Source organism: Aeromonas aquatica (assembly GCF_000764655.1).
Taxonomy (GTDB): domain Bacteria; phylum Pseudomonadota; class Gammaproteobacteria; order Enterobacterales; family Aeromonadaceae; genus Aeromonas; species Aeromonas aquatica.
Genome location: NZ_JRGL01000008.1, coordinates 14,396 through 41,300 on the forward strand (window position 1 = coordinate 14,396; position 26,905 = coordinate 41,300).

Genomic DNA, 26,905 nt, shown 5'->3' on the forward strand with positions numbered 1-26,905 from the left:
CTAATGTAATCAGTTTGTTGTCCGGTGATCTGTGATCCTGACGACAAAATGAAAACGTTTACACTCTGTTACATAGAGACAAATTCGTTATAAATTAATTAGTTGAGTCATTTTAGCGTCTAACGGGTCTTTTTTCGATTCAGGGCCGAGTCAGATTCAGCGTAGAACACAGTTCCAATGGTAGCTCCCCGGCCGCAACCAATATTCGGATCGCACGCTCTGGCTCCAGGAATCATCGCCCCCCACCCCCATGTGGAAGCCATCGAGGCAGAGGTGCAACCCTCCCTCTGCCCGCAGATCGGTCTGGTGGCGCGCCTGGGCCAATTGCGGCTGACTGTAGCGGCTGACGCTGAAGTGGAACTTGCCAGCGATGGTGATCTCCCCCAGCTGCAGCCGGCGGGTATCGCAACGCAGCCCGTTGTCGGTCGGGAACACATAGGGTGTGTGCAGGGCATCGAACGGCAGCTGCCAGCGACCGAGATCGGCGGCGAGCAGGCGATCCGGGTAGTTCTCGTGGGGACCGCGCCCCAGCCAGCTCACATCGCTTGCCTCCTCCGCCAGCCAGAGCTTGGCGCCGATGCGGGGCAATGAGGGCATGTCGGGAGCCACTTCCACCCGGATATCGAGTCTCATGCCACCATGGATATCGAAACTGTGTTGCCAGCGCGTCAGCAACTTGAGTTCCTCGCCGACGAAGTAGCCATGGCGGACCAGGATCACGCCTTGGTCAGGGCTCACTTCCAGCCCGAGGCAACGATGCTGCAGGTCGTTGAGTCCAGCCTCCTGCCAGCGGGCGATCCAGGCGTTGGGGTCGGCGTGATCCGCCTCGCTGGTGCCGATGTCATTGTCGAGCGGCGCCCGATAGAAGTGATCGGCGATGGCCTCCCTCAACTGCTCGCGACCCTGCTTGCACCAACTGCGGATGTGACCGCTGGTTTTGTCCAGTTGCCACTCACTGCCTGAGGCGGTAATCAGCCAATGATCTGACTGCTCACTCAAGGTGGCGCAGCCAAAGGCCGCTGGTAATGCCATCGGCGTTGGCAGAATAAGCTGTTGGCGTGCCACCTCATGCCCCGCCTCGACCCAGGCCGTGGCATCCGGTTGCACCACGGCGAGATCCAGCCAGGCTTGTGAGCCGGCAGTGAAGCCCGGCAGCCTCTCGAGCAGGGTCAGCGTCACACTGCCCTGAGGGGCCAGCGTGAGCGGGCACTCACCCTCTTGCAGGGTGATGCCGTCCTCACAGAGTCGCCAGCGCAGCGACTCGTTATCCGTGACCCGGAACAGATACTCGCTGCGAATCTCGACCCGCAGCGGCTGCCGGCTTTGCAAGCTCAGCACGAAGGGCTGCTGGGCCCGCTTGGCCTCGAACAGGGAAGGGTGAGGTGTCCTGTCCGGGAACAGCAGGCCATTGCAGCAGAACTGGCGATCGTTGGGACTGTCCCCGAAGTCGCCGCCGTAGGCCCAATAATGGCGCCCGTCATCTGTGTGCTTGTCGAGCCCTTGATCGACCCAATCCCAGACAAAGCCGCCCTGCAGCCGGGGGTGATCGCGAAATGCCTGCCAGTAGTGGGCATAGCCCCCCAGGCTGTTACCCATGGCATGGGCGTATTCGCACAGGATCAGCGGCCGGGTCTCGTCCGGCAGGCCTATCCACTTGGCCAGCGCCCACTTGGGCACCGCCGGGAAGGGCTGATCCTGGTGGGTGCGGGCATACATGGGGCAGATGATGTCGGTGGCCGGGGTGTCGGCGCCGCCGCCCTCATACTGGACCGGGCGACTCGGATCGGTCCGCTTGACCCACTGATACATGGCGTCGTGCGCCGCGCCATAGCCGGACTCGTTACCGAGGGACCAGATGATGATGCTGGGATGGTTGAAGTCCCGTGCCACCATGCGGGTGACCCGCTCCAGGAAGGCGCAGCTCCAGGCGGGATCCCGCGCCAGCCGCCCCATGGGGCTCATGCCGTGGGTCTCCAGGTTCGCCTCGTCCACCACATAGAGGCCGAGCCGATCGCACAGTCGATAGAAATCGGGGTGATTGGGGTAGTGAGAGCAGCGCACCGCGTTAAAGTTGTTCCGCTTCATCAGCAACAGATCCTGCTCCATGGCGGCGGGGGTCACCACGTGCCCCAGGGCGGGATCGTGCTCGTGACGATTGGCGCCACGGATCAGCAGGGGCTGGCCGTTGACCCGCAGCAGACCGCCACGGATCTCCACCGCCCGAAAGCCCACATCATAGGCCTCGCTCTCGATGGGCGTACCCTGTTCATCCAGCAGGGTCAGGGTCAACCGATAGAGATAGGGGGTCTCGGCACTCCACTTGTGGGGCGCAGGCACCTCCAGCCACAGCTCGCCCCTGTCCCCGTAGGCGCCCTTCTCATCGATGGGGGCGGTGCCGAGGGGCTGACGCAGGCTGGTTACTGGCTGCTCGCCAAAATAGAGGTTCGCCTCCACCGCCAGCCCGTCGCCCTCGTTGACCTGCAGCTCCACCTTGAGGCGGGCATCCCGATAGCAGGCGTCCAGCACCGGCGTCAGCCGGATATCTTGCAGCTGGCGCGCCGGTTTATGGAGCAGGCTGACGGAGCGGAAGATGCCGCTCATGCGCCACATGTCCTGATCCTCCAGATAGGAGCCATCGGACCAGCGCAGCACCAGCGCCGCCAGCCGGTTGGTACCGGCGTGCAGGAAGGGGGTCAGATCGAACTCGGCGGGCAGCCGGCTGTCCTGGGAGTAACCGACCCAGCGACCGTTGCAGAACAGATAGAAGGCACTGTCCACCCCGTCGAAGATGATGCGGGTCTGGCCGCTGGCCAGCCAGTCGGCGGGCAGCTCGAGCTCGCGGGAGTAGCAGCCGGTGGAATTGAGTGCCGGCACCCTGGGAGGATCACAGGGGAAGGGGTACTTGATGTTGGTGTAGATGGGGCGATCGAAACCCTGCAGCTGCCAGTTGCCAGGCACCCGGATGCTGGTCGCCCCGGGTAAATCCTGCTCGAGCCAGGCATCGGGCACCTGCTCGGGCGCCTCGAAGAAAGAGAACTGCCAGTCACCGTCGAGCAACATCCGTGACGATGAGGCGAGCCCCGCCCGCGCGGCGGCTTCACTGCGCCAACTGGACAGAGGGGTATGAGCGGCCAACCGATTGACGGACGTGATCGCCTGGGTCTGCCAGTCCTGGCGGGCCAAGATCTCCCTGAGCATCCTCTTCTCTCCCTGCATGAGTATTGAAAACCTATGCAGTGTAGGAGAGTTTCACGCCGGAAACGGCGATCTCGCTCACACAGGTGTAAACGATTACACTGCAATTGTTAAGTAAAACGGGGTAAAAATGATTAAAGATGAGTAAAAATGAGCAGCCGTCGTCATCAACAACCCGATGGCGACGATGGAGGGGGGAATCGAGGGCTGATCGAGTGGTGACTTGTCGGCAGGTGGACGAGTCGCTGCGCCTTGGTGGCGTCGCTCACAGGTGATGAAGCAGGATCGGGGGCTGATCGCGCGACAGAGTGACGATTGAGGGGAAGACCTGGCGGGTAGCTAACACCTCAACCACGTCATTGCAGCAGCAAAGTGCCCGTAACAAGGGGTGGACTGGCGTGGCAGAGTGACGACTGAGGGGAAGACCTGGCGAGTAGCTGACACCTCAACCACGTCATTGCAGCAGCAAAGTGCCCGTAACAAGGGGTGGACTAGCGTGGCAGAGTGACGGACCTGGCGAGTAGCTGACACCTCAACCACGTCATTGCAGCGGCAAAGTGACCACAACAAGGGTGTATTGGCGCGGGAGCCCTGGCGGCTATACGCCGCTTCGGCCCCCCATCGTCATCAAGGCGGCAAAACAGAAACCGGGATCAGGGTCTGACTGGCGCCACCGAGTGGCGATTGATCAGGGTCGGCGTGTAGACGCGGCTCTGCACCGCCTCACTCTCCCCTGCGGCGAGTTGCAGCGCCAGCTTGGCGGCCTGGGCGGCCATCAGCTCGATGGGGTAGCGCATGGTGGAGAGCTTGGGTCTCAGGTATCTGGCGTAGATGATGTCATCGAAACCGACCACCGAGACCTCTTCCGGCACCTTGAGGCCATTGTCCGCCAGCACCGAGATGGCGCCGGCCGCCATGGCGTCGTTGTAGGCCACCACGGCCGTGATGGGCAACCCCTTGGCCAGCAGGTTGAGCATGGCGCGCTCGCCCCCCTCTTCATTGGGTATACCGCTCTCGACCAGCTCGGGATCCGCACTCAGGCCCGCCTCGAACAGGGCGTCCTGATAGCCCTGATGACGCAGCAGGGCATCCTCGATGGCGTGATCCGAGCTGACGAAGGCGATGTGGCGATGACCCAGCTCCAGCAGATGGCGGGTGGCGGTGGCCGCCCCCTGCCGGTTGTTGAGGGAGATGCAGCGCCCTTTCAGGGACGGAATGTCGCGGTTGATCAGCACCATGCCCGGGGCCCGCAGGGCGTAATCGATCAACTCCTCATCACTCAGCGCCTTGCTGTGCACCACCAGCGCCTCGCAGCGTTTACCGATCAGCAGATCGATGGCTTCCCGCTCTTGCTGCGCCCTGTGAAAACCATTACCCATCAACAGATGCAGCCCCTGCTCCACCGCCACCGCAGCCACCCCTTTGACCAGGGCGCCGAAGAAGGGATCGGCCACGTCGCCGACCACTACGCCCATGGTGTCACAGGTCTGGCTGACCAGCGCCCTGGCGTTCGCATTGGGGGTATAGCCCAGCTCGGCCATGGCTTTTTGCACGACCTCGCGAGAGGCAGCGCTGGCCTTGGGTGAGTTGTTCATCACCCGTGAAACCGTTGCCACCGATACATTGGCCAAACGGGCGACATCCTTGATGGTGCTCATGCTGTTTTCACTTCTTTCACGGTTCAAGACCGAGCCATTATACCGGGCAATGCCAGTGATGACAGGGGAAATACCGATAGCGCTTCATTTTCACTCACCCACAAAGTGTAATCGTTTACACAATTATGTTACGCTGCTCACAGTTTAAGGTGGAACGCCTCGGCTAGACTCCTGTTCAGGCTTTCCTTGTGTGGGGAACGAGTGTGGAGAAGAAGATGAAAGTACTGGTCACCGGCGGTTGCGGCTATATCGGCAGCCATACCTGCCTTGCCCTGCAGGCGGCGGGCATGGAACCCGTGGTGGTGGATAATCTGTGCAACAGCAAGCGCGGCGTGCTGGCCAGGATCGCGGCCATCAGCGGACAAGAACCCCTTTTCTATCAGGGGGATATTCGTGATGAGGCCCTGCTGGATCGGATCTTCGCCGAGCAGGAGATCACCGCGGTCATCCACTTCGCTGCCCTCAAGGCGGTCGGCGAGTCGACCCGCATTCCGCTCGACTACTACCAGAACAACCTCGGCGGCAGCCTCGTTCTGTTGCAGGCAATGAAACGCGCCGGCGTCCACAACCTGGTGTTCAGCTCGTCGGCCACCGTCTATGGGGATCCGGCCAGCACGCCCATCCGCGAGGATTTCCCCCGCAGTGCCACCAACCCTTACGGCCAGTCCAAGCTGATCATCGAGCAGATCCTCGAGGATCTGCAGGCCGCCGAGCCCCACTGGAGTATGACGCTGCTGCGCTACTTCAACCCGGTCGGCGCCCATGAATCCGGCACCCTGGGGGAGGATCCGCAAGGCATTCCGAACAATCTCATGCCATTTTTAACCCAGGTGGCCATAGGTCGCCGCGACTGCCTCTCCGTCTTTGGAAACGATTACAACACCCCGGATGGCACAGGGGTGCGCGACTACATCCACGTGATGGATCTCGCCGAGGGTCACGTCAAGGCGCTGCAGCATTGCACCCACAAGGGTGGCGTGCACGCCTATAACCTGGGCACAGGTCAGGGCCAGAGCGTGCTGCAGATGGTGGCGGCCTTCGAGGCGGCCAGCGGTCGCCCCCTGCCCTATCGCATCGAACCCCGGCGCCCCGGCGACATCGCCGAGTGCTGGGCCGACCCGACCAAGGCGGAGCGCGAGCTGGGCTGGCATGCCCGCCGGGATCTCGCGGCCATGTGCGCCGACAGCTGGCGCTGGCAGTCCACCAATCCACAGGGCTATGAAGCCTGATGTCCGCTCTTTTCGTTCTTGCCCCCTTCTCCCCTCGCGGGAGAAGCGTTGGGGATGAGGGGGCGAACAAAGAGATCCAGATGCTAACCATGAGGGGAAAAATTCCCCTCACCCCGCCCTCTCCCAAGGGGAGAGGGACCAGATCCAGAAGGCCAGGCGGCTCACCCCATGACGAGAGCTGTTTTCTGATGTCGCCTTTACCCCATTTTTCATTCAGTTTTGAGGAGTGACGATGTTCAACCCGGTTGATCACCCCCACCGCCGTTTCAATCCGCTGACCGGCCAGTATGTGCTGGTCTCCCCCCACAGGGCCAAGCGCCCCTGGCAGGGGCAGATCGAGAAGATAAGTCAGGCACCGAGCCAGTCCCACGATCCGGACTGCTTCCTCTGCGCGGGCAATCACAGGGTCACCGGCGACCAGAACCCCGACTATCGGGAGACCTTCGTCTTCACCAACGACTTCGCTGCCCTGATGCAGGACACCCCGGCCGCCGGCGACGAGCAAGATCCCCTGCTCAAACTGGAGGCCGCCCGTGGCACCAGCCGGGTCATCTGCTTCTCGCCGGATCACGGCAAGACCCTGCCCGAGCTGCCACTGGCCGCCATTGAGGCGGTGATCCGCACCTGGATGAGCCAGGTGGCCGAGTTGTCCCAGCAGTGGGAATGGGTGCAGGTCTTTGAAAACAAAGGCGCCGTCATGGGCTGCTCCAACCCGCACCCCCACGGTCAGCTGTGGGGCAGCGACTTCCTGCCCAACGAGATCGCCCGTGAAGAAACCCACCAGCGCGACTGGCTGGCCGAACACGGCCGCCCGCTGCTGCTCGACTACGTGGAGCGGGAGCTGAAGGATCGCTCCCGCATAGTGGTGGAGACAGAGCACTGGCTGGCGGTGGTGCCCTTCTGGGCCGCCTGGCCATTCGAGACCCTGCTGTTGCCCAAGGCCCATGTGCCCTCCCTGCTGAGCCTCAGCCCCGAGCAACAAGAGGATCTGGCGCGGGCGCTCAAGGAACTCACCAGCCGTTACGACAACCTGTTCGAATGCAGCTTCCCCTACTCCATGGGCTGGCACTTCGCGCCGCCGAACTCGGATTGCCCCGAGGCCTGGCAGTTGCACGCCCACTTCTACCCGCCGCTATTGCGCTCCGCCACCGTGCGCAAGTTCATGGTGGGCTTCGAGATGCTGGCGGAAACCCAGCGGGACCTGACCCCTGAGCAAGCCGCTGAACGGCTGCGCGCGCTCTCTCCCATTCACTACAACCAGACCAATCAAGCCAATGAGGTAACCCCATGACCCCCAGCCAACGCGTCAGCGCCGTTTTTGCCGAGCAGTTTAAGCAGCAACCCGACCTGCTGGTGCGCGCCCCCGGCCGCGTCAACCTCATCGGCGAGCACACCGACTACAACGACGGCTTCGTGCTGCCCTGCGCCATCGACTACGAGACCTGCGTCGCCATCGGCCTGCGCAACGACAATCTGGTACAGGTGGTGGCTGCCGACTACGACAACCAGCGCGACCAGTTCGATCTCGATCAGCCCATCAGCCATCACCCGGACCAGCGCTGGAGCGACTACATCCGCGGCGTGGTGAAGCACCTGCAGGAGCGCGGCCATGTCCTGCGCGGCCTCAACCTGGTGGTCTCCGGCAACGTGCCGCAGGGCACGGGCCTCTCCTCCTCCGCCTCGCTGGAGGTGGCCATCGGCCAGGCCTTCAAGGAGGCGCTGGGGCTTCACATCAGCCAGGCCGAGATCGCCCTCAATGGCCAGCAGGCGGAGAACCAGTTCGTCGGCTGCAACTGCGGCATCATGGATCAGATGATCTCCGCCAGCGGCAAGACGGATCACGCCCTGCTGCTGGACTGCCGCTCCCTGGAGACTCGCCTCATCCCCATGCCCGCCGATCTGGCGGTGCTGATCGTCAACTCCAACGTGCGCCGCGGCCTGGTGGACAGCGAATACAACACCCGCCGCCAGCAGTGTGAGACCGCCGCCCGCCACTATGGGGTCAAGGCGCTGCGGGATCTGGATCTCGCCGCACTGGAGGCCGGCAAGGCCGGGCTGGACGAGGCCTGCTATCGCCGTGCCCGCCACGTGGTGGGGGAAAACGCCCGCACCCTGGCCGCCGCCGATGCCTTGGCCAGCGGTGATCTGGTGCGCCTCGGCGAGCTGATGGCCGAGTCCCACGCCGCCATGCAGGGCGACTTCGAGATCACGGTGCCCGCCATCGACGGCCTGGTGGAGATCATCAAGGCCAGGATCGGCACCCAGGGTGGCGTGCGGATGACGGGGGGCGGCTTCGGCGGCTGCGTGGTCGCCCTGCTGCGTCCGGAGCAGGTGGATGAAGTGATAGCTCTGGTCGAGGCCGAATACCCGGCCAAGTTTGGCCTCACCGCCGACTGCTATGTGTGCAGCGCCAAAGCCGGGGCAGGCAGGCTATGACCCATCAAGCCATGATGCCATTCGAGCTGGAAAACGAAGAGGGGCTGCGCCTGCGCGGCCTCGATTTCGGCGCCATTCTCAGCTCTCTGACGCTGTCGGTGGCGGGGGAGCGGCGCGAGGTGCTGCTCGGCTGCGCCGATGACGCCTATCCAACCCAGCAGGTGTGGCTGGGGGCGGTGGCGGGGCGCTTTGCCAACCGGATCGGCGGCGCCGAGCTGGTGCGAGACGGCGAGCGCTGGTCCCTGGACGCCAATCAGGCGCCCCATTGCCTGCACGGCGGGCGGGATGGCTTTCATCGCCGTCAGTGGCAGATAAAGGAGCTGGAGCCGGATCGGGTCAGACTGGCTTTGCTGTCACCGGCGGGGGATCAGGGCTTTCCCGGCAACCTGAGGGTGACGCTGGAGTATCGACTGGAACAGTGCGATCTGGTGGTGGAGTTCAAGGCCACCACGGATGCGCCGACGCCGGTCAGCCTCACCAGCCACGCCTACTTCAATCTGGATGGCGGCGGTGATGTGCGCAGCCACCACATTCGGCTCAACGCCGATCGCTTCCTGCCCACCGATGAGCGCGGCCTGCCGCTCGCCGTTGAACCGGTGGAGGGCCCCTTCGATCTGCGCGCCGAGCGCCTCATCGGTCAGCAGTGGCTGAGCCATCCCCAGCAACAGCAAGCCAAGGGCTACGATCACGCCTTTCTGCTGAACGGCCCCGAGCAGGAGTGCGCGGCGCGGGTGCTGTCAGGGGATGGGCAACTGGCACTCGAGGTCTACACCAACCAGCCTTCGCTCCAGTTCTACACCGGCAACTGGCTGGCCAATACCCCGGATCGAGCGGGCGGCCGTCATCAGGACCACGCCGGCTTCTGTCTGGAGGCGCAGCAGCTGCCGGACAGCCCGAACCGCCCCGAGCTGGGGGATCCCTGGCTGCTGCCGGGCCAGCGGTATCACCACCAGACCCGTTATCGCTTTATCCCCGCAGGCTAACGCCTGTACAGGCCCCTTCCTCCGCTTGCTTGAGCAAGAGTGGAAGAAGGGGCCGAACCTGCGACTTATCGAGCCAACTCAGGAGTCTTGATGAACATGGATGACAGCTATCTCGCCGCGACCGACCGCTACCAGCGCCAGCCTTATCGTCAGGCCGGCCATCACGGCCTGCGGCTGCCCAGCATAGGGCTGGGACTCTGGCACAACTTCGGCGAGGGCAGCGATCCCGCCAGGGTGAAGGCCATGGTGCACCAGGCGTTCGATCTGGGCATCACCCACTTCGATCTCGCCAACAACTACGGGCCGCCCCCCGGCTCTGCCGAGACCACCTTCGGCACCGTGCTCAAGGGCAGCCTGGCCCCCTATAGGGACGAGCTCATCATCGCCAGCAAGGCGGGCTATGTGATGTGGGACGGCCCCTATGGGGACGGCGGCAGCGCCAAGTACCTGTTCGCCAGCCTGCACCAGAGCCTGCGCCGGCTCGGCCTCGACTATGTGGACATCTTCTATCACCACAGGCCGGACTCCCGCACCCCGCTGGAGGAGACCTGTCAGGCGCTGGCGCTGATGGTGCGCCAAGGCAAGGCGCTCTACGTCGGCCTCTCCAACTATCCGGCCGAACTGGCCGCCAGGGCGGCAACCCGGCTGGCCGAGCTCGGTACCCCCTGTCTGGTCAATCAGCTCAAATACTCCCTGTTCCAGCGGGAGATAGAGGCGCAGACCCTGCCGGTCTGCCGCGAGCAGGGGGTGGGGGTAGTCGCCTTCTCCCCCCTGGCCGGCGGCCTGCTGAGCGATCGCTACCTGGCCGGGATCCCCACCGATTCCCGCGCCGCCAGCAACAGCCCCTTCCTCCAACCCGATCAGATCACCCCCCAGAAGCTGGCCACCATCCGGGCCCTGCATGCACTGGCACAGGAGCGCGGACAGGCGCTGTCCCAGCTCGCGCTGCAATGGGTGTTGCGTGACCCCGTGGTGAGCTGCGCCCTGATCGGTGCCAGCAGTCCGCAACAGATAGTGAGTGCGGTCGACGCCCTGAGTCTGCCGCCGCTGGACGGGGAGCTGCGGCAGAGGATCGAGGCCGCGCTGGTCTGACGAAACCGGTCGCCAGCCTGAGCGAGATTCCGGACCGAATGCCTCGGTCTAAGGCGGCAGCAAAAGATGCTGGCTGTAGCACCCCACACAGCCGGCATGAGCGGCACTATCCACTTGCGCGATGGGTCACTCTGAAAATGATGGTGGTGAACGCCGAAAATCCTGCCATCACCCACCCCGGCGCGTCGCAATATTCTCTGGTTGCCCGCCCGCTTTTCCTCCATCATTGGCTACCCCGACTCCGCTCGGGGCTGCTTTTATCCGGACCCATCAACCAAGAGATCTGAATCATGACAGAGTCCTACGCCCTCTTTGTCGCCTTCGTGCTGGGCATAGTGGAAGGCCTGACCGAGTTTCTGCCCGTTTCCTCCACCGGCCACATGATCATCGTCGGCCATCTGCTCGGTTTCGAAGGCCCCAAGGCCGCCACCTTCGAGGTGGTCATTCAGATGGGCTCCATCCTGGCGGTGGTGGCCGTGTTCTGGCGCCGCCTGTTCGGCCTGATCGGCATCCATTTCGGCCAGAAGCCGGCACCCGGCCACGCCACCCTGTCGCTGATCCACATCATCCTCGGCATGTTGCCCGCCGTGATCATCGGCCTCGCCATTCACAGCTGGATCAAGGCGAACCTGTTTGGCCCCGAGACGGTGATGTATGCCCTGGTCGCCGGCGGTATCCTCTTGATCATTGCCGAGAAGTTCCGCCCTGCGGTGCGCTCCGAGACACTGGATGACATCAGCTACCAGCAGGCATTCGGCATAGGCCTGTTCCAGTGCCTCGCCCTCTGGCCCGGCTTCTCCCGCTCCGGCGCCACCATCAGCGGCGGTATGCTGATGGGCATCAGCCGCCAGGCGGCGGCCGAGTTCTCCTTCATCCTGGCGGTGCCCATGATGGTGGCGGCCAGCGGGCTCGACCTCTACAAGAGCCGCGACTTCCTCTCCATGGCCGATTTCCCCATGTTTGCGGTGGGCTTCGTCACCGCCTTCGTGGTGGCCATGATCGCCATCAAGACCTTCCTGGCACTGATCCGTCGCCTCGACTTCATCCCGTTCGCCATCTACCGCTTCGTGGTGGCCTTCGCCGTCTATCTGGTGTTCGTGGCCTGATCCACTGCGGTGACATGAATGAAAAAAGGGACCGATACGGTCCCTTTTTTATTGCGTCAGCGTCCTCAATAGAGGCGATGACTGATGCCATTGAGCAGCCGCGACAGCCCCCTGGTGAACTGCACAGGCGCATCCTGCACCGTGTAGCAGAGACAGCCGTCCGGGGTGTGCGGGCTGTGGGCGTGACTGGCGTCGCGCCAGATGAAGTCGCCGGCCTGATAGCGCATCTCGCCATCCTGGATGCTGCCCGCCAGCAGCAGGGTCAGCTCATAACCGCGATGGGTGTGCTCCGGGATGCGCCCACCGGCCTCGATATGCAGCAGGCTGGCACGGGCCCCCTGCTCGGTCAGCGGCAGACTGTGCTGGCGAATGGCGCCAAAACGCCGCCAGTTGACCCTGTGGTAGCGGGCCAGGGCCCTGGGTAGCCGGTAGCCTCGATCGCCCACCTGCAATTCGGGGACAGGATCGACGGGGGCAGTCTCGAGGAGGACGGGTTGTTGCAGGATGTTCGCCAGCAGGGCGTCCAGCACAGTCGCCTCAACCTCTGCGGCGACTGGCTCGTGGAGATGATGCGCCGCCAGCTCCGCCTCGTAGCGGCGCAGTCTGACACCGCAATCGGCGCAGAGTTCACAGTGGGCGGAGACGCCGACCGTCAGCGGCAGTGGCAGTTCACCGGCGGCAAAGGCATGCAGCATGGCGTGGGTGGGGTGGGCTTTAATCATGATCTTGCTCCACTTGTTCCTTGAGCTTCTGTAAGGCGAGACGCAGGCGGGACTTGATGGTGCCGAGCGGTACGCCGAGCCGCGCGGCCAGCTCCTGCTGGGAGAACTCCTGCAGGTAGATGCCGCGCACCACCTGCTGCTGGGATTCCGGCAAGATGGCGAGGTAATGGGCCATCTGGCTCGTCAGCACGGCGCCTTCCCCCTCGCTCAGGTGATCCTCCTGCGCCCTGAACTCCAGCACCGGCCACAGCTCCTCGGCGCAGAGATCCTCCTTGCTGGCCCGGCGCCGACGCAGCATGTCGAAGCACTGGTTGCGCATGACGGTGTAGATCCAGGTGGTCGGTGCCCCCTTCTCGGGGTGGTAGAGCCGCGCCTTCTGCCAGACCAGCAGCATGGTCTCCTGCACCAGCTCCAGGGCATTGGCTTCGCTGCCGAGATGGCGCAGGCCATAGCCGCGGATGCGGGGGGCGAAGTGGTGAAACAGGGCGCAGAAGGCCGTCCGGTCGGCCTGCTCGGCCACCCGCAGCAGCTGCGACTTGAGATCCCCGTCGGGACTGTCCATGGGCGCGGAGGTCCTGTGCCGAATAGATGGTTGGCTAGTATATGTCATCGCACCCTACCTTGATGGGAACAGTCCTCTTCAGTACGAGGGCCCGCCAAAAAGGATCTGCGGCGGCGATTAAATTCAGTGACTCGCCACCAGCAGGCCGCTCAGCAGGGAGAGCGCGGGCTGGTTGTCCCTGGCCGCCAGCAACCACTGCTTCTGCTCCACCGGGATAGGCAGCACCTCTAGCCAGCGCTGCGCCACCCAGCTGGCGTCGTCCCAGTCCGGTTGGGCGTAGAGGGCCGCGTATTCGGGGTAATCGTTGAACACATCCTGCAACGCCTTGGCGAGCGCATGCTGATCGGCCCTGAGCCGACCGGTTTGCCAGGGCGGCAGCAGCTCCACCTCTCCCACCCGCAGGCCATCGGGTTCCTGCCACAGATCGCAGATCCTGACCCTGTCCAGCCCCAGCACTGTGATGCCGAGCAGGCCGTCCGGCAGCAGATCGAAATCGATGATCCGCCCCCGGGTGGCGATGGGGTACATGTTGCGCATCGCCTCCGGCTGGCGGGGATCCAGCATGCAGAGCGCAAACGCCCGCTCCTGCGCCTCGGCGACCATGCGCTGATAGCGAGGCTCGAAGATGCGCAGCGGCATGATGCCACCGGGCAGCAGGTGAGCGGAGAGTGGAAATAACGCCAGTTTCATCGGGATCGCCCTCATGCCGATTTCTCCTGATGATACGACAGCCTCAGGAGGCGAGATCATTCCGATCGGACCGGAATAAATAACCCCTTAACAATCAGGGGAAAATAGCCTGGACAAGCCGCTTCGATATGCAGTAGAAATGGATAACCACCACTTATTCGGTTCATTATTCTGGAATGTGGTGAGAAACGCAGTGAAATATCCGCCGTACCAATACGGGCGGGCCATTCCTATAGTTTTCTCGGCCCGATGCGGGTAAAATTCACGCCCTTATCTAGTCAGTCATTTTTCGACGCGCAACCTCGGTGGTCAGTTATGAAAGAGCATATTCATCATCTACTTGAACAAACGGTAGCCAATCTGAAGTCAGCAGGCGTGTTGCCGGCCGACCTGGAAGCCCGGGTGCAAGTAGACCGATGCAAGGAGAAGGCTCACGGTGACCTGGCCACCAACCTGGCCATGCTGCTGGCCAAACCGGCCCGCAAGAATCCCCGCGAGCTGGCTGCCGCCATCATCGAGCACCTGCCCGCCTCTGACCTGATCGCCAAGGTCGAGATCGCTGGCCCCGGCTTCATCAACTTCTTCTTCGACCAGCGCTGGCTGGCCGGTCAGGTCGAAGCCATGGTGCAGAGCGCCAACGCCAACGTGAAGCTGCCGACCCCGCAAACCGTGGTGGTGGATTACTCCGCCCCGAACGTGGCCAAGGAGATGGCGGTGCACCACATCCGCTCCACCGTCCTCGGTGACGTGGCGGCCCGTGCCCTGGAATTCCTCGGCCACAAGGTGGTGCGCGCCAACCACATCGGTGACTGGGGCACCCAGTTCGGCATGCTGATCGCCTATCTGGAGAAGATGGCCAACGAGCACGCCAGCGACATGGAGCTGCGCGACCTGGAAGCCTTCTACACCCAGGCCAAGCGTTACTACGACGAAGACGAAGCCTTTGCCGAGCGCGCCCGTAACTACGTGGTCAAGCTGCAGGGTGGCGATGAGTACTGCCGCACCATGTGGAAGAAGCTGGTCGACATGACCATGGAACAGAACCAGCGCAACTACGACCGCCTGAATGTCTCCCTGACCAGCAAGGACATCATGGGCGAGTCCATGTACAACGACATGCTGCCCCAGATCGTCGCCGATCTGAAGGCCCGCGGGCTGGCGGTCGAGAGCGACGGCGCCACCGTCGTCTACCTGGACGAGTACAAGAACAAGGATGGGGAGCCCATGGGCGTCATCATCCAGAAGAGCGATGGCGGTTTCCTCTACACCACCACCGACATCGCCTGTGCCAAGTACCGTTACGAAACCCTGGGCGCCGAGCGAGTCATGTACTTCATCGATTCCCGTCAGCACCAGCACCTGATGCAGGCCTGGACCATCACCCGCAAGGCGGGTTATGTGCCGGAGTCCGTGCCTCTCGAGCACCATGCCTTCGGCATGATGCTGGGCAAGGACGGCCGTCCCTACAAGACCCGCTCCGGTGGCACCGTCAAGCTGGTCGAGCTGCTGAACGAGGCAGAAGATCGCGCCGCCGCCCTGCTGGAGAGCCGCAACAGCGACCTGTCTGCCGAAGAGAAGGCCAAGGTGGTGCAAGCCATCGCCATGGGTGCGGTCAAGTACGCGGACCTGTCCAAGAACCGCACCACCGACTACATCTTCGACTGGGATCTGATGCTGTCGTTTGAAGGCAACACGGCCCCTTACCTGCAGTACGCCTACACCCGTATCCAGTCCATCTTCCGCAAGGCCGGCGTCGATGCCGACACCCTCGGCGGTAACCTGGTGCTGAACGAAGAGGCGGAAGAGGTGCTGGCCCAGAAGCTGATCCAGTTCTCCGACGCGGTCAACAGCGTGGCGGACAAGGGCATGCCGCACCTGCTCTGCACCTATCTGTACGAGCTGTCCGGCAACTTCATGACCTTCTACGAAGCCTGCCCGATCAACAAGGACGGCGTAGACGAAACCAGCCGTCAGAGCCGTCTGCTGCTGTGTGCCGCCACCGCCAAGGTCCTGAAACTGGGCTTGGGCGTGCTGGGCATCCACACCCTGGAGCGCATGTAATAGATGGCGACCCGGGATTACGTCGGCAACAGCCCGAGACGACGGGCCGGTGGTCGTAACACCAAGAAAGCGGCACCTCGCCGCTTTCCTGTTATCCCGGCACTGCTGGCCGGGGCCCTGGTCGTCGGCTTTGGCGCCTTCCTCTATCTGATCAACGGCAAGGGGGCGGATGCCCCCACCATCGAAGAACAGGTCAAGGCCAACAAGCCGAAGGCACAGAACGATGGCCTGCCGCAGGAGAAGTGGAGCTACATAGAGCGGCTGGAGAACAAGCAGGTGGACATCATGGAGCCGCCGCCCCAACCGGGCGTGCTGCCGCCCCAACCGGCTGACACCCTGACCCTGCAGCCGGAGAAACTGCCGCAGCCGATACCGACCGATATTCCCCAGCCGGGGACGCCCATCGGCCAGGTGAAGCCCTTCCAGCCGCAACCGGTGCAACCGACCAAGCCGGCCCCCGTGACCAGTGCCCAGGAGCAGGTGATCGACCGCAAGGCCGAGCTCGCGCGGATGGAGAAGGAGATGCGGGCCGAACAGGAGAAGGCCAAGGCCGCCGCGTCGCAACAGACTGCGGCGGCGGACAATGGTCGCTACATGATGCAGTGCGCCGCCCTGCGCTCCCAGGATTCCGCCGAATCGCTCAAGGCGCGCATCGCCTTCGGCGCCGGCCTCTCCTCCAGCCTGCAGGTGGTCAATGGCGCCAACGGCACCGTCTACAAGGTGATGGTCGGCCCCTTCAGCGGCAAGCCCGCCGTCGATGCGGCCAACCGCAAGCTGCAAGGCGCCGGCATCAGCGGCTGTATCCCCAAGAAGGGCTGATACTCGTTCGCACCAGACAGCAGGCAGGGCTCAACACCCTGCCTTCTTTTTGTCCTCCGTCTGGCCTGCAGGCCATATGACGCCCTCTTTTATCCGCACCATCGGCAGGGTTGAAAAACTCCGGCCTGACCCCCATCTTTCTTGCCATGCACAGTCAGGCCGTTTTTCGGCTCAAGCGAGGTAAGTAAAGTGACTACCATAGTTTCTGTCCGCCGCAACGGCCAAGTCGTGATCGGGGGGGATGGCCAGGTATCCCTCGGCAACACCGTCATGAAGGGCAACGCCCGCAAGGTTCATCGTCTCTATAACGGCAAGGTGCTGGCGGGCTTCGCCGGCGGTACCGCCGATGCCTTCACCCTGCTCGAGCGTTTCGAGGCCAAGTTGCAGGCCCACCAGGGCAATCTGGAGCGCGCCGCCGTGGCGCTGGCGAAAGACTGGCGCACCGATCGCGCCCTGCGCCGCCTCGAGGCCCTGCTGGCGGTCGCCGATGAGCACAAGTCCTTCATCATCACCGGCAACGGTGACGTGGTGCAGCCGGAGCATGATCTCATCGCCATCGGCTCGGGCGGCAACTTCGCCCAGTCGGCGGCCACCGCCTTGCTGGAGAACACCGATCTGGATGCCAAGAGCATCGTCGAGAAGTCCCTCAAGATCGCCGGTGACATCTGCGTCTTCACCAACCAGCACCACACGGTTGAAGTGCTGGAGTACGCGCCCAAAGAGACCGAGCCGAAGTAAGGCCCCTCTTTGCCAATTTGCAAGGGGTGGGCCCTGCCCGCCCCGGATACAGGAATGCCATCATGTCCGAGATGACCCCGAGAGAAATCGTTCACGAGCTGGACCGCCACATCATCGGCCAGGCCGATGCCAAGCGTGCGGTGGCCGTCGCCCTGCGTAACCGCTGGCGCCGGATGCAGCTCAGCGAGGAGATGCGCCACGAGGTGACCCCGAAGAACATCCTGATGATAGGCCCGACCGGCGTCGGCAAGACCGAGATCGCCCGTCGCCTCGCCAAGCTGGCCAACGCCCCCTTCATCAAGGTGGAAGCGACCAAGTTCACCGAGGTCGGCTACGTGGGCAAGGAAGTGGACAGCATCATCCGCGATCTGACCGATGTCGCCATCAAGCTGGTGCGCGAGACCGAGATGGAGAAGATGAAATACCGCGCCGAGGAAGCCGCCGAGGAGCGCATCCTCGACGCCCTGCTGCCCAACCCGCGCAACAGCTGGGGGGAGGAGGAGAAGGCCGACAACTCCAACACCCGCCAGATCTTCCGCAAGAAACTGCGGGAAGGTCAGCTGGATGACAAGGAGATCGAGCTGGATCTGGCCGCCACCCCCATGGGCGTCGACATCATGACCCCGCCGGGCATGGAGGAGATGGCGAACCAGCTGCAGGGGCTGTTCCAGAACCTGGGCCAGCAGCAGAAGAAGAAGCGCAAGATCAAGGTCAAGGAGGCCATGAAGGCGCTGATCGAGGAGGAGGCCGCTCGCCTGCTCAACCCGGAGGAGCTGAAGCAGAAGGCGATCCACGCGGTCGAGAACAACGGCATCGTCTTCCTCGACGAGATCGACAAGATCTGCAAGCGCGGCGAGTCTTCCGGCCCCGACGTCTCCCGCGAGGGGGTACAGCGGGATCTGCTGCCGCTGGTCGAAGGTTGCACAGTTAACACCAAGCACGGCATGGTGAAGACGGATCATATCCTGTTTGTCGCCTCCGGCGCCTTCCAGGTCGCACGCCCGTCGGATCTCATCCCCGAGCTGCAGGGTCGTCTGCCGATCCGGGTCGAGCTGACCGCACTGACCACCGAAGACTTCGAACGCATCCTGACCGAACCGAACGCCTCTCTCACCGACCAGTATCAGGCGCTGATGGCGACCGAAGGGGTCAAGATCGAGTTCACCAAGGACGGCATCCGCCGCCTGGCCGAGGCCGCCTGGCAGGTCAACGAGCGCACCGAGAACATCGGCGCCCGCCGCCTGCACACCGTGATGGAGCGACTGATGGAAGACATCTCCTACGATGCCTCCGAGCAGTCCGGCGCGACCTTCGTGATCGACGCCGACTACGTCAACGCCCACCTCGGCAAGCTGATCGAGGACGAGGATCTGAGCCGCTACATTCTGTAAGCGCGCCCCTCCCGATAAAAAACGCCTCCCTTCGCGGAGGCGTTTTTGTATGCGTTTCTGCTCAGGCTCAGGCGCTGACCAGCACTCCCTCCCGGCGGCGACCTACCAGCCAGAACGCCAGACCAATCAGCAAGGCGCTCAGGGCGAAGAGGGCCCGGGTGCCGAACACCAGCTCGCTGGCCAGGGTCAGGCCCTGCTCTCCCACCAGGGCGGCGAACAGGCCGCCGAGCCCGGCCACCCCGGTCAACTGGCCCAGATTGCGCGACAGGGTCAGCAGACCGGCCACGGCGCCACGGGTCTGCTCACTCGCCTCCCCCACCACGGCACTGTTGTTGGCGGTCTGGAACAGGGCATAGCCGGTGGTCAGCAGCAGTATGGGCAGCAGGTAGCCGAGCGGGCCGAACTGCCCCGCCGCCCCGGCCAGGCCGAGGGCCGCAGTCCCCATGACTGCCAATCCCAACCGGACCACCTGCCGCGTACCCAGCCTGTCCACCAGCCAGCCAGCGGGCATTCCCGTCAGGGCCGCCAGCAGGGGCCCACCCGATATCATCAGGCCGACAGTCCCGAGACTGAGACCGAAGACGCCCCTCAGGTAGAAGGGGCCTATGAGCAGGGTCAGCACCATGACGCTGGCCACCAGGGCGCTGGCGACAAGGCCGTTGCCAAGCCCCGGGGCCCCCAGCAGCGCCAGCGGCAACAGGGGCACAGGGGCGCGGCGCTCGCGGCGAACGAACGAGGCCGTGACCAGCAGGGCCCCCGCCCCCCACCAGAGGGCCAGGGCGCCCCCCTGAGTCAGCGCCAGGCCGTAGCAGAGCAGGGCCGCCACCAGCAGTGACAGGCTCGCGAGGTTCATCCTCTCTGGTTGTGGCGAGGAGCCGTCCCGGGGCAGACCGAGCCGGGCACAGCCCAGCGCCAGCAGGCTGAGGGGCACCAGCAGCAGGAAGGGGGCCTGCCAGCCAAAGCCGGCCGTCAGCAGGCCGCCAAAGGAGGGGCCAAGCGCAGTGCCGCAGGCCGACAGGGTACCGAGCAGCCCCATGCCCCAGCCCCGCCGCGCCGGCGGCACCAGCTGGCCCACCATGGCCAGCGCTAGGGACAGCATGCAGGCCGCAGCGACCCCCTGCAGGGCACGGGCCGCGATCAGCCAGCCTATGGTCGGCGCCAGAGCGCACAGCAACGAGGCCAGCGCAAAGAGCCCCAGCCCCAGGAGCAGCAGACGACGCCGACCGAACCTGTCCCCCAGTCGGCCCGCCACCACAGTCAGGCAGGTGATCCCCAGCAGATAGGCCACCAGCACCCACTGCAGGCTGGCAAAGGGCACTGCAAAGGCCTGCCCCAGGGCGGGCAGCACCATGTTGGCCAGGCTACCCCCCAACATGGGCAGCAGGGTGGCGAGGCCGAGTGCCAGCAGGCCGAGGCGGCGAGTCAGAGGGGGCGAAAGAACGATATTGTGTGGCATGGGCATGAGCTCCGGCGGACTAGGATGCCGACAAGGCTAGCCAGCAAGCTGAACCGGCGGAAGACGCACGACTTGCAGCTTATAGCTGCACGGCACGCCATATGAAGGCGCCCATTCTCGCGTATGATGAGGCGAGAGGCGTCGCCATGAGGCGGTCACCCTGAAGGCTCGGCGAGGCAAAGATCATGAGCACACCCGATTTCAATCTGCTGCTAACCCTGGAGGCGCTGCTCGATGAGGGCAGCGTGGCCGGCGCCGCCAGACGGCTGCGGCTCAGCCCCTCCGCCATGAGCCGGGCGCTGGCCCGGCTGCGCGCGACCACGGGGGATCCTCTGCTGGTGCGGGCCGGCCGGGGGCTGGTGCCTACCCCCCGCGCTTTGGTCCTGCGCGAGCAGGTCAGCCAGCTGGTACAGGAGGCCGAGGCCGTGCTGCGCCCCCAGCAGGAGGTGGATCCGGCCAGCCTGGTGCGCACCTTCCGGCTGAGGGCCAGCGACGGTTTCGTGGAGAGCGTCGGGGCGGCCCTGCTGACCCGGCTCGCCACCGAGGCGCCCGGGGTACGGCTGCATTTCATGGCCAAGCCCGACAAGGAGAGCCACGCCCTGCGCGGCGGGGAGCTGGATTTCGAGACCGGGGTGATCGGCGCCAACACGGCGCCCGAGCTGCACACCCAGGCGCTGTTCCAGGATCGCTTCGTCGCCGTGGTGCGCCCCGGTCATCCCCTGTGCGAAGGCCCCCTGACCGCCGCCCGCTATGCCGCCGCCCGCCACATCATGGTGTCACGCCGCGGGCAGGAGCACGGCCCCGTCGATGAGGCGCTCGCCGTCTTCAAGCTGGAGCGCACCATCACCACCCTGGTGCCGGGGTTTGCCACTGCGCTGGCGCTGGTGCGGGGCAGCGATCTGGTGGCCACGGTGCCCGCCCTGCACTGCGCCGCCCTGCACGCCGATCTGGTGACCCTGCCCCTACCCTTCCCCTTGCCCAAAATCACCCTGGCCCTGCTCTGGCATCCCCGGCTCGATGCCGATCCGGCCCACCGCTGGCTGCGCCATCTCATCCGCGAGACCTGCGCCCGCGCGCCCTATCAAACGCCACAGCCAATGCGCTGATCCCGGGGCAGCCCCCTACTCGGGACCCTGCGATAAACATCGCCTCGCCGAGGTATTTTTTCATCATGGTTGGCGAGCCAGGCCGCCCTAGGCCACCCAGCCGAATGATAAAAGTGAGCGTGTGGCGGCCCACGAACGAGTCAAAGTCCCATCGCCACCCCCCCGCCTGACCGCCAACCCACCGACGGTGGCCGCAGCCCTCTCATTGCCATTTGACACGCAATTAGCCTAATTGCACCACTGGTATACCTATTTATACATAGCTTTCTATTTCACCAACTTACCTCTGAGGAGATATATAAATAGACACTTGATTTGCATCAATTGCCCGCCCCCCGTGACTGGGTAGCCTAACGCCAGAATGACGTTTTATTACTCCAAATCAGAGGCAATCATGAGCAAAGTCAGACTGGCCGTCATAGGGAACGGCATGGTGGGGCACCGCTTCATCGAAGAGTTGATCGAGCGGGCCGATCCGGGCCGGTTCGAGATCACCGTCTTCGGTGCAGAACCCCGTCCCGCCTACGATCGTGTCCATCTCTCCTCCTACTTCTCCCACCACACCAGCGAAGATCTCTCCCTCGTCAAACCCGGTTTCTACGAGAAGCACGGCATCCGTCTGCTGCTCGGCGAGGCGGTGAAAAAAATCGACAGGGCGGCCCGCGAGGTGCACTCCAACAAGGGCACCGTGGTCAGCTATGACAAGCTGGTGCTGGCCACCGGCTCCTACCCCTGGGTGCCGCCCATCCAGGGCAGCCAGCACCACGAGTGCTTCGTCTATCGCACCATCGAGGATCTGAAGGCCATCCGCAGCGCCGCCAAGAGCGGCAAGAGCGGCGTGGTGGTGGGTGGCGGTCTGCTCGGGCTGGAGGCGGCCGGTGCCCTCAAGGCGCTGGGCCTCGAGACCCACGTGGTGGAGTTCGCCCCTGTGCTGATGGCGGAGCAGCTCGATGGCCAGGGCGGCCAGCTGCTGCGCCGCAAGATCGAGTCCATGGGCGTGCAGGTGCACACCAGCAAGAGCACCAGCGAGATCCTGATGCACGGCGGCAAGGAGGCCAAACACCGCCTCGCCTTCGCCGACGGCAGCGCGCTTGACGTGGATGTGGTGGTCTTCTCCACCGGCATACGTCCGCAGGACACCCTTGGCCGCTACTGTGAGCTGGCCATAGCCCCGCGCGGCGGCGTCGCGGTCGACGATCACTGCCTCACCTCCGACCCCGACATCTATGCCATCGGCGAATGCGCCGCCTGGCAGGGTCGCTTCTTCGGCCTGGTGGCGCCGGGTTACAAGATGGCCCAGATCACGGTGGATCACCTGCTCGGCGGCGACAGCCGCTTCGAGGGGGCGGACATGAGCGCCAAGCTCAAGCTGCTCGGCGTCTCCGTCGGCTCCATCGGCGATGCCCACGGCCGTACGCCCGGCAGCCACAGCTATGTGTTCCAGGACGATCAGGCCGGGGTCTACAAGCGGATAGTGGTGAGCGAAGACAACAGTCGCCTGCTCGGCGCCGTGCTGGTCGGTGACGTGGATGACTACGGCAACCTGCTGCAGCTGATGCTCAACGCCATGCCGCTGCCATCCCACCCGGACACCCTGATCCTGCCCGCCTATGCCGGTGCCAAGCCGACCCTGGGGGTCGATGCCCTGCCATCGACCGCCCAGATCTGCTCCTGCTTCGACGTCTCCAAGGGCGACATCGCCCAGGCGGTGGCCGAGGGTCATACCACGCTGGCTGCCATCAAGCAGCACACCAAGGCCGGTACCGGCTGCGGCGGCTGCGTGCCGCTCATCAGCCAGGTGCTTAACGCCGAGCTGGTGAAGCAGGGCATCGAGGTCAACAACCACCTCTGCGCCCACTTCCCCCACTCCCGCCAGGAGCTGTTCCACCTGGTCAAGGTGGAAGGGATCAAGAGCTTCGACGAGCTGCTGGCCAGGCACGGCCAAGGCTATGGCTGCGAGGTGTGCAAACCCACGGTCGGCTCCATCCTCGCCTCCTGCTGGAACGGCCATGTGCTGAGCCCGCAGAACACCCAGCTGCAGGACACCAACGACATCTTCCTCGGCAACATGCAAAAGGACGGCAGCTACTCCGTCATCCCGCGCATGGCCGGTGGCGAGGTGACCCCGGCAGGCCTGCTGGCGGTGGCCGAGGTGGCCCGCGACTACCAGCTCTACACCAAGATCACCGGCGCCCAGCGCATCGGCCTGTTCGGTGCCCAGAAGGACGATCTGCCCGCCATCTGGCGGAAATTGCTGGCCGCCGGCTTCGAGACCGGCCAGGCCTACGCCAAGGCGCTGCGCATGGCCAAGACCTGCGTCGGCAGCACCTGGTGCCGCTTCGGCGTGCAGGACAGCGTCGGCCTCGGGGTCTTCCTCGAGAATCGCTACAAAGGCATACGCACCCCGCACAAGATGAAGTTCGGGGTCTCCGGCTGTACCCGCGAATGTGCGGAAGCCCAGGGCAAGGACGTCGGCATCATAGCCACAGACGCGGGCTGGAACCTCTATGTGGGCGGCAACGGCGGCATGAAGCCGCGCCACGCCGACCTGCTCGCCTCGGATCTGGACCGCGAGACCCTGATCAAGCTGATCGACCGTTTCATGATGTTCTACGTCACCAGCGCCGACAAACTGCAACGGACCTCGGTCTGGCTCGGCAACCTGGAAGGGGGCGTCGACTACCTGCGCGAGGTAATCGTCGACGACAAGCTGGGATTGAATGAGACCCTGGAACGTGACATCCAGGTGCTGATCGACGGCTACGAGTGCGAGTGGTCCCGCACCCTGAATGAAGAGGAGGCGCTCAAGCGTTTCAGCCACTTCATCAACAGCGGCAAAAGAGACCCTGACGTGCAGTTCGTCAGCGAGCGTGACCAGCACAGGCCCGCCACCCCGGCGGAGCGGATCCCCGTCTACCAGATCGAAGTGGAGGCCAAGTAATGAAATCTGTCTTTCAACTCAATGACGTGATTCTTGGCAACAGCGTCTGCGCCCTGCTGGATAGCCAGCCCATCCAATGCGAAGCGGAGATGAAGCGATGAAATTAGCCTGTCAACTCAACGACATACTGCCTGGCACCGGGGTTTGCGCCCTGATCGAAGGTCGTCAGATCGCGCTGTTTCGCCCGAGCGAGGCGGCCGAGGTGTTCGCCATCGACAACCGGGATCCCTTCTTCGCCGCCAACGTGCTGTCGCGCGGCATCATCTGTGAACACGACGGCGCGCTCTGGGTCGCCAGCCCGCTCAAGAAGCAGCGCTTTCGCCTGAGCGACGGCCACTGCTTCGAGAATCCGGCCATGTCGATTGCAGCCTATGCCGTTGAAGTGCGTGACCAGCAGGTCTGGGTCGCCGTCTAATCCCATACACATCAGGGCGGCCTGCGGGCGGCCCGTTTAAAGAGAACCAGCATGTATACCGACACCATCAACAAGTGCGCCGCCAACGCGGCCCGCATCAACCGCTTCGAGCGCAGCGACAAGCTCGGCTTCTGGCTGAGCTCCGCCATGGCGGGGGCCTATGTGGGCCTGGGCATCATCCTCATCTTCACCCTGGGCAACCTGGTGGATCCCAGCGTACGTCCGCTGGTGATGGGGGCCACCTTCGGCATCGCCCTGACCCTGGTGATCATCGCCGGCTCCGAGCTGTTCACCGGCCACACCATGTTCCTCACCTTCGGGGTGAAGACGGGCAAGATCTCCATGGGGGATCTGCTGCGCATCCTGCCCCAGACCTGGGCCGGCAACCTGCTCGGCTCCATAGCAGTGGCGCTGATCTACTCCTACGGCGGCAGCCTGCTGCCGGACGCGGGCAGCCTGGCCCACAAGGTGGCGCTGGCCAAAACCCAGGCGCCGGCCCTGACCCTGTTCATGAAGGGCATACTCTGTAACTGGCTGGTCTGCCTCGCCATCTGGATGGCGCTGCGCACCGAGGGTGCCGCCAAGTTCATCGCCATCTGGTGGTGCCTGCTGGCCTTTATCGCCTCCGGCTACGAGCACTCGGTCGCCAACATGACGCTGTTCGCCCTCTCCTGGTTCGGCGCTCACTCAGATGCCTATACCCTGGGAGGCATAGGCCACAATCTGCTGTGGGTCACCCTCGGCAATACCGTCTCCGGCGCGCTCTTCATGGGCCTCGGTTACTGGTATGCCACCCCCAAGGCGGATCGTCCCGTCCCCGTGACCGACGCTGCCACCGCCAGCCAGACCCAAACCGCCTGATCCGGAGGTCCCATGGACTACTTGCCCATCTTTTGCCGACTCGACAACAAACCCGTGCTGCTGGTTGGCGGCGGTGAGGTGGCGGAGCGCAAGGCGCGCCTGCTGCTGGACGCCGGCGCCCGACTGACGGTGGTCTCCCCCGCGCTCGACTCCGAGCTGGCTGGGCTGGCCGCCGGCGGGACCATCGATTGGCTGGCCGGTGAATTCGAGCCAGCGCAGCTGACGGGCAAGTGGCTGGTGGTGGCCGCCACCGACAGGCGCGAGGTCAACGCCCTGGTCTACCAGAGCGCGAACCAGGCGGGGATATTTGCCAACGTGGTGGACGATCCCAAGCGCTCCAGCTTCATCATGCCGTCGATCATCGACAGATCGCCGCTGATGGTGGCCATCTCCTCAGGTGGCAAGGCCCCGGTGCTGGCCCGTTTGCTGCGCGAGAAGCTGGAGGCCCTGCTGCCCCAGCACCTCGGCGCGGTGGCGGCCTTTGCCGGCGGCCTGAGAGACAGGGTCAAGGCCCGCTTCGCCAGCATGGGGGAGCGACGCCAGTTCTGGGAGCGGCTGCTCGGCACCGACCGGCTCGGTCAGGCGCTGGCGCGCGGCGACAAGGCCGCCGCCAACCAGCTGGCCGACGCGCTCTTTGCCGAGGATGCCGGTGCCAAGGGCGAGGTGATCCTGGTGGGCGCCGGCCCCGGCGATCCCGGCCTGCTCACCCTGCACGCCCTGCGCCAGATGCAGCAGGCGGATGTGGTGGTCTATGACCGGCTGGTGTCGGACGAGGTGATGGCGCTGGTGCGACGGGATGCCAGACGCATCTTCGTCGGCAAGCAGGCGGGCAACCACTGCGTGCCCCAGGAGGGCATCAACCAACTCTTGCTGGATGAGGCGAGGAAGGGGCAAAGGGTGGTGCGGCTGAAGGGCGGCGACCCCTTCATCTTCGGCCGGGGCGGCGAGGAGTTGGAGACGCTAGTCGGCAGCGGCGTGGGCTTCCAGGTAGTGCCGGGGATCACGGCGGCGAGTGGCTGCGCCGCCTACGCGGGCATCCCCCTCACCCACCGGGATCACGCCCAGAGCGTGCGCTTCGTCACCGCCCACGGCAAGGGCGGCGTCCAGGATCTCGACTGGCCTCTGCTGGCCCGGGATCGGCAGACCCTGGTGTTCTATATGGGGCTTTCATCCTGTGGGGTGATCCGTGAGCGACTGATGGCCCACGGCAAGGCCGGCGACACCCCGGTGGCGCTGATCGAGCGCGGCACCCAGCCGAGCCAGCGGGTCATTCGTGGCACCCTGGACCAGCTGCCCGAGCTGGCGGTCGGGGTCGAGAGCCCGGCCCTCATCATGGTCGGCTCGGTGGTGACCCTGGCCGACCAGCTTGCCTGGTTCGGTCAGGCCAGCGACCCGCTGCAGACGATGGCATCCGCCTGATCCGGCGCCCATCGCCCCTGTATTG

The 26,905-nt window shown here is 64.4% G+C and carries 21 protein-coding genes; 15 read left to right on the top strand and 6 right to left on the bottom strand.

The annotated features are described in order from the left end of the window. Positions 1 to 156 precede the first annotated feature (156 nt). Both LG30_RS0101655 and LG30_RS0101660 read right to left on the bottom strand, forming a co-directional pair. Positions 157 to 3,198, bottom strand: coding sequence for a beta-galactosidase (locus LG30_RS0101655; protein WP_033128975.1), 3,042 nt, complete (start codon positions 3,196 to 3,198; stop codon positions 157 to 159). A 650-nt stretch (positions 3,199 to 3,848) separates the two neighbouring features. After that, entirely contained in the window at positions 3,849 to 4,853 is a 1,005-nt protein-coding gene (locus LG30_RS0101660; protein ID WP_033128976.1) for a substrate-binding domain-containing protein, read from the bottom strand. 215 nt (positions 4,854 to 5,068) lie between these two features. Between LG30_RS0101660 and galE the strand changes: the two genes are divergently transcribed. The 6 genes from galE (at position 5,069) to bacA (ending at position 11,699) form a co-directional block, all read left to right on the top strand. Then, positions 5,069 to 6,082: a UDP-glucose 4-epimerase GalE gene (galE, locus tag LG30_RS0101665; RefSeq protein ID WP_033128977.1), complete on the top strand. Its 1,014-nt coding sequence runs from the start codon at positions 5,069 to 5,071 to the stop codon at positions 6,080 to 6,082. 232 nt (positions 6,083 to 6,314) lie between these two features. Next, positions 6,315 to 7,373 carry a UDP-glucose--hexose-1-phosphate uridylyltransferase gene (locus tag LG30_RS0101670; protein WP_081965940.1) on the top strand — a complete coding sequence of 353 codons (1,059 nt, stop codon included), beginning with the start codon at positions 6,315 to 6,317 and terminating at the stop codon, positions 7,371 to 7,373. After that, the gene (gene galK, locus LG30_RS0101675; RefSeq protein WP_033128979.1) at positions 7,370 to 8,518 is read left to right on the top strand and encodes a galactokinase; all 1,149 of its coding nucleotides are present in this window, start codon (positions 7,370 to 7,372) and stop codon (positions 8,516 to 8,518) included. The genes LG30_RS0101670 and galK overlap by 4 nt, the downstream gene beginning before the upstream one ends. Before the next feature lie 11 nt (positions 8,519 to 8,529). Next, positions 8,530 to 9,501, top strand: coding sequence for a galactose-1-epimerase (galM, locus tag LG30_RS0101680; RefSeq protein WP_033129047.1), 972 nt, complete (start codon positions 8,530 to 8,532; stop codon positions 9,499 to 9,501). A gap of 96 nt (positions 9,502 to 9,597) precedes the next feature. Continuing rightward, the gene (locus LG30_RS0101685) at positions 9,598 to 10,593 is read left to right on the top strand and encodes an aldo/keto reductase (protein WP_033129048.1); all 996 of its coding nucleotides are present in this window, start codon (positions 9,598 to 9,600) and stop codon (positions 10,591 to 10,593) included. A gap of 290 nt (positions 10,594 to 10,883) precedes the next feature. Further along, complete coding sequence (bacA, locus tag LG30_RS0101690) at positions 10,884 to 11,699, top strand: undecaprenyl-diphosphate phosphatase (protein WP_033128980.1); 816 nt, start codon at positions 10,884 to 10,886, stop codon at positions 11,697 to 11,699. Between the two features lie 65 nt (positions 11,700 to 11,764). Here bacA and LG30_RS0101695 read toward each other — a convergent pair whose 3' ends face one another. The 3 genes from LG30_RS0101695 to LG30_RS0101705 form a co-directional block, all read right to left on the bottom strand. Next, on the bottom strand, positions 11,765 to 12,421 hold the full coding sequence (locus LG30_RS0101695; RefSeq protein WP_033128981.1) for a ChrR family anti-sigma-E factor: 657 nt from the start codon (positions 12,419 to 12,421) through the stop codon (positions 11,765 to 11,767). Continuing rightward, a complete protein-coding gene (locus LG30_RS0101700) occupies positions 12,414 to 12,983 on the bottom strand; it encodes a sigma-70 family RNA polymerase sigma factor (RefSeq protein WP_033128982.1) in 570 nt (189 codons plus the stop codon). The genes LG30_RS0101695 and LG30_RS0101700 overlap by 8 nt, the downstream gene beginning before the upstream one ends. Before the next feature lie 123 nt (positions 12,984 to 13,106). Further along, entirely contained in the window at positions 13,107 to 13,673 is a 567-nt protein-coding gene (locus LG30_RS0101705; RefSeq protein WP_033128983.1) for an LON peptidase substrate-binding domain-containing protein, read from the bottom strand. 315 nt (positions 13,674 to 13,988) lie between these two features. Here LG30_RS0101705 and argS point away from each other — a divergent pair, with 315 nt between their 5' ends. From argS to hslU, 4 genes are all read left to right on the top strand, one after another. After that, positions 13,989 to 15,734, top strand: a complete 1,746-nt coding sequence (argS, locus tag LG30_RS0101710; protein WP_033128984.1) for an arginine--tRNA ligase — start codon at positions 13,989 to 13,991, stop codon at positions 15,732 to 15,734. Between the two features lie 3 nt (positions 15,735 to 15,737). Then, positions 15,738 to 16,553, top strand: coding sequence for an SPOR domain-containing protein (locus LG30_RS0101715; RefSeq protein ID WP_033128985.1), 816 nt, complete (start codon positions 15,738 to 15,740; stop codon positions 16,551 to 16,553). A gap of 189 nt (positions 16,554 to 16,742) precedes the next feature. After that, positions 16,743 to 17,291: an ATP-dependent protease subunit HslV gene (hslV, locus tag LG30_RS0101720; protein ID WP_033128986.1), complete on the top strand. Its 549-nt coding sequence runs from the start codon at positions 16,743 to 16,745 to the stop codon at positions 17,289 to 17,291. Positions 17,292 to 17,353: 62 nt separating this feature from the next. Next, positions 17,354 to 18,682 (top strand): HslU--HslV peptidase ATPase subunit, encoded by a 1,329-nt coding sequence (gene hslU, locus LG30_RS0101725; protein ID WP_033128987.1) that lies wholly within the window; start codon positions 17,354 to 17,356, stop codon positions 18,680 to 18,682. Between the two features lie 67 nt (positions 18,683 to 18,749). Here hslU and LG30_RS0101730 read toward each other — a convergent pair whose 3' ends face one another. Next, positions 18,750 to 20,144 (bottom strand): MFS transporter, encoded by a 1,395-nt coding sequence (locus LG30_RS0101730; protein ID WP_420796334.1) that lies wholly within the window; start codon positions 20,142 to 20,144, stop codon positions 18,750 to 18,752. 179 nt (positions 20,145 to 20,323) lie between these two features. Here LG30_RS0101730 and LG30_RS0101735 point away from each other — a divergent pair, with 179 nt between their 5' ends. From LG30_RS0101735 to cysG, 5 genes are all read left to right on the top strand, one after another. Further along, the gene (locus LG30_RS0101735) at positions 20,324 to 21,244 is read left to right on the top strand and encodes a LysR family transcriptional regulator (protein WP_033128988.1); all 921 of its coding nucleotides are present in this window, start codon (positions 20,324 to 20,326) and stop codon (positions 21,242 to 21,244) included. A gap of 394 nt (positions 21,245 to 21,638) precedes the next feature. Beyond that, the gene (gene nirB / locus LG30_RS0101740; RefSeq protein WP_033128989.1) at positions 21,639 to 24,185 is read left to right on the top strand and encodes a nitrite reductase large subunit NirB; all 2,547 of its coding nucleotides are present in this window, start codon (positions 21,639 to 21,641) and stop codon (positions 24,183 to 24,185) included. A gap of 97 nt (positions 24,186 to 24,282) precedes the next feature. After that, complete coding sequence (gene nirD / locus LG30_RS0101745; protein WP_033128990.1) at positions 24,283 to 24,600, top strand: nitrite reductase small subunit NirD; 318 nt, start codon at positions 24,283 to 24,285, stop codon at positions 24,598 to 24,600. 51 nt (positions 24,601 to 24,651) lie between these two features. After that, the gene (gene nirC / locus LG30_RS0101750) at positions 24,652 to 25,461 is read left to right on the top strand and encodes a nitrite transporter NirC (protein WP_033128991.1); all 810 of its coding nucleotides are present in this window, start codon (positions 24,652 to 24,654) and stop codon (positions 25,459 to 25,461) included. 12 nt (positions 25,462 to 25,473) lie between these two features. After that, entirely contained in the window at positions 25,474 to 26,880 is a 1,407-nt protein-coding gene (gene cysG, locus LG30_RS0101755) for a siroheme synthase CysG (RefSeq protein WP_033128992.1), read from the top strand. The last annotated feature ends 25 nt before the right edge of the window (positions 26,881 to 26,905 follow it).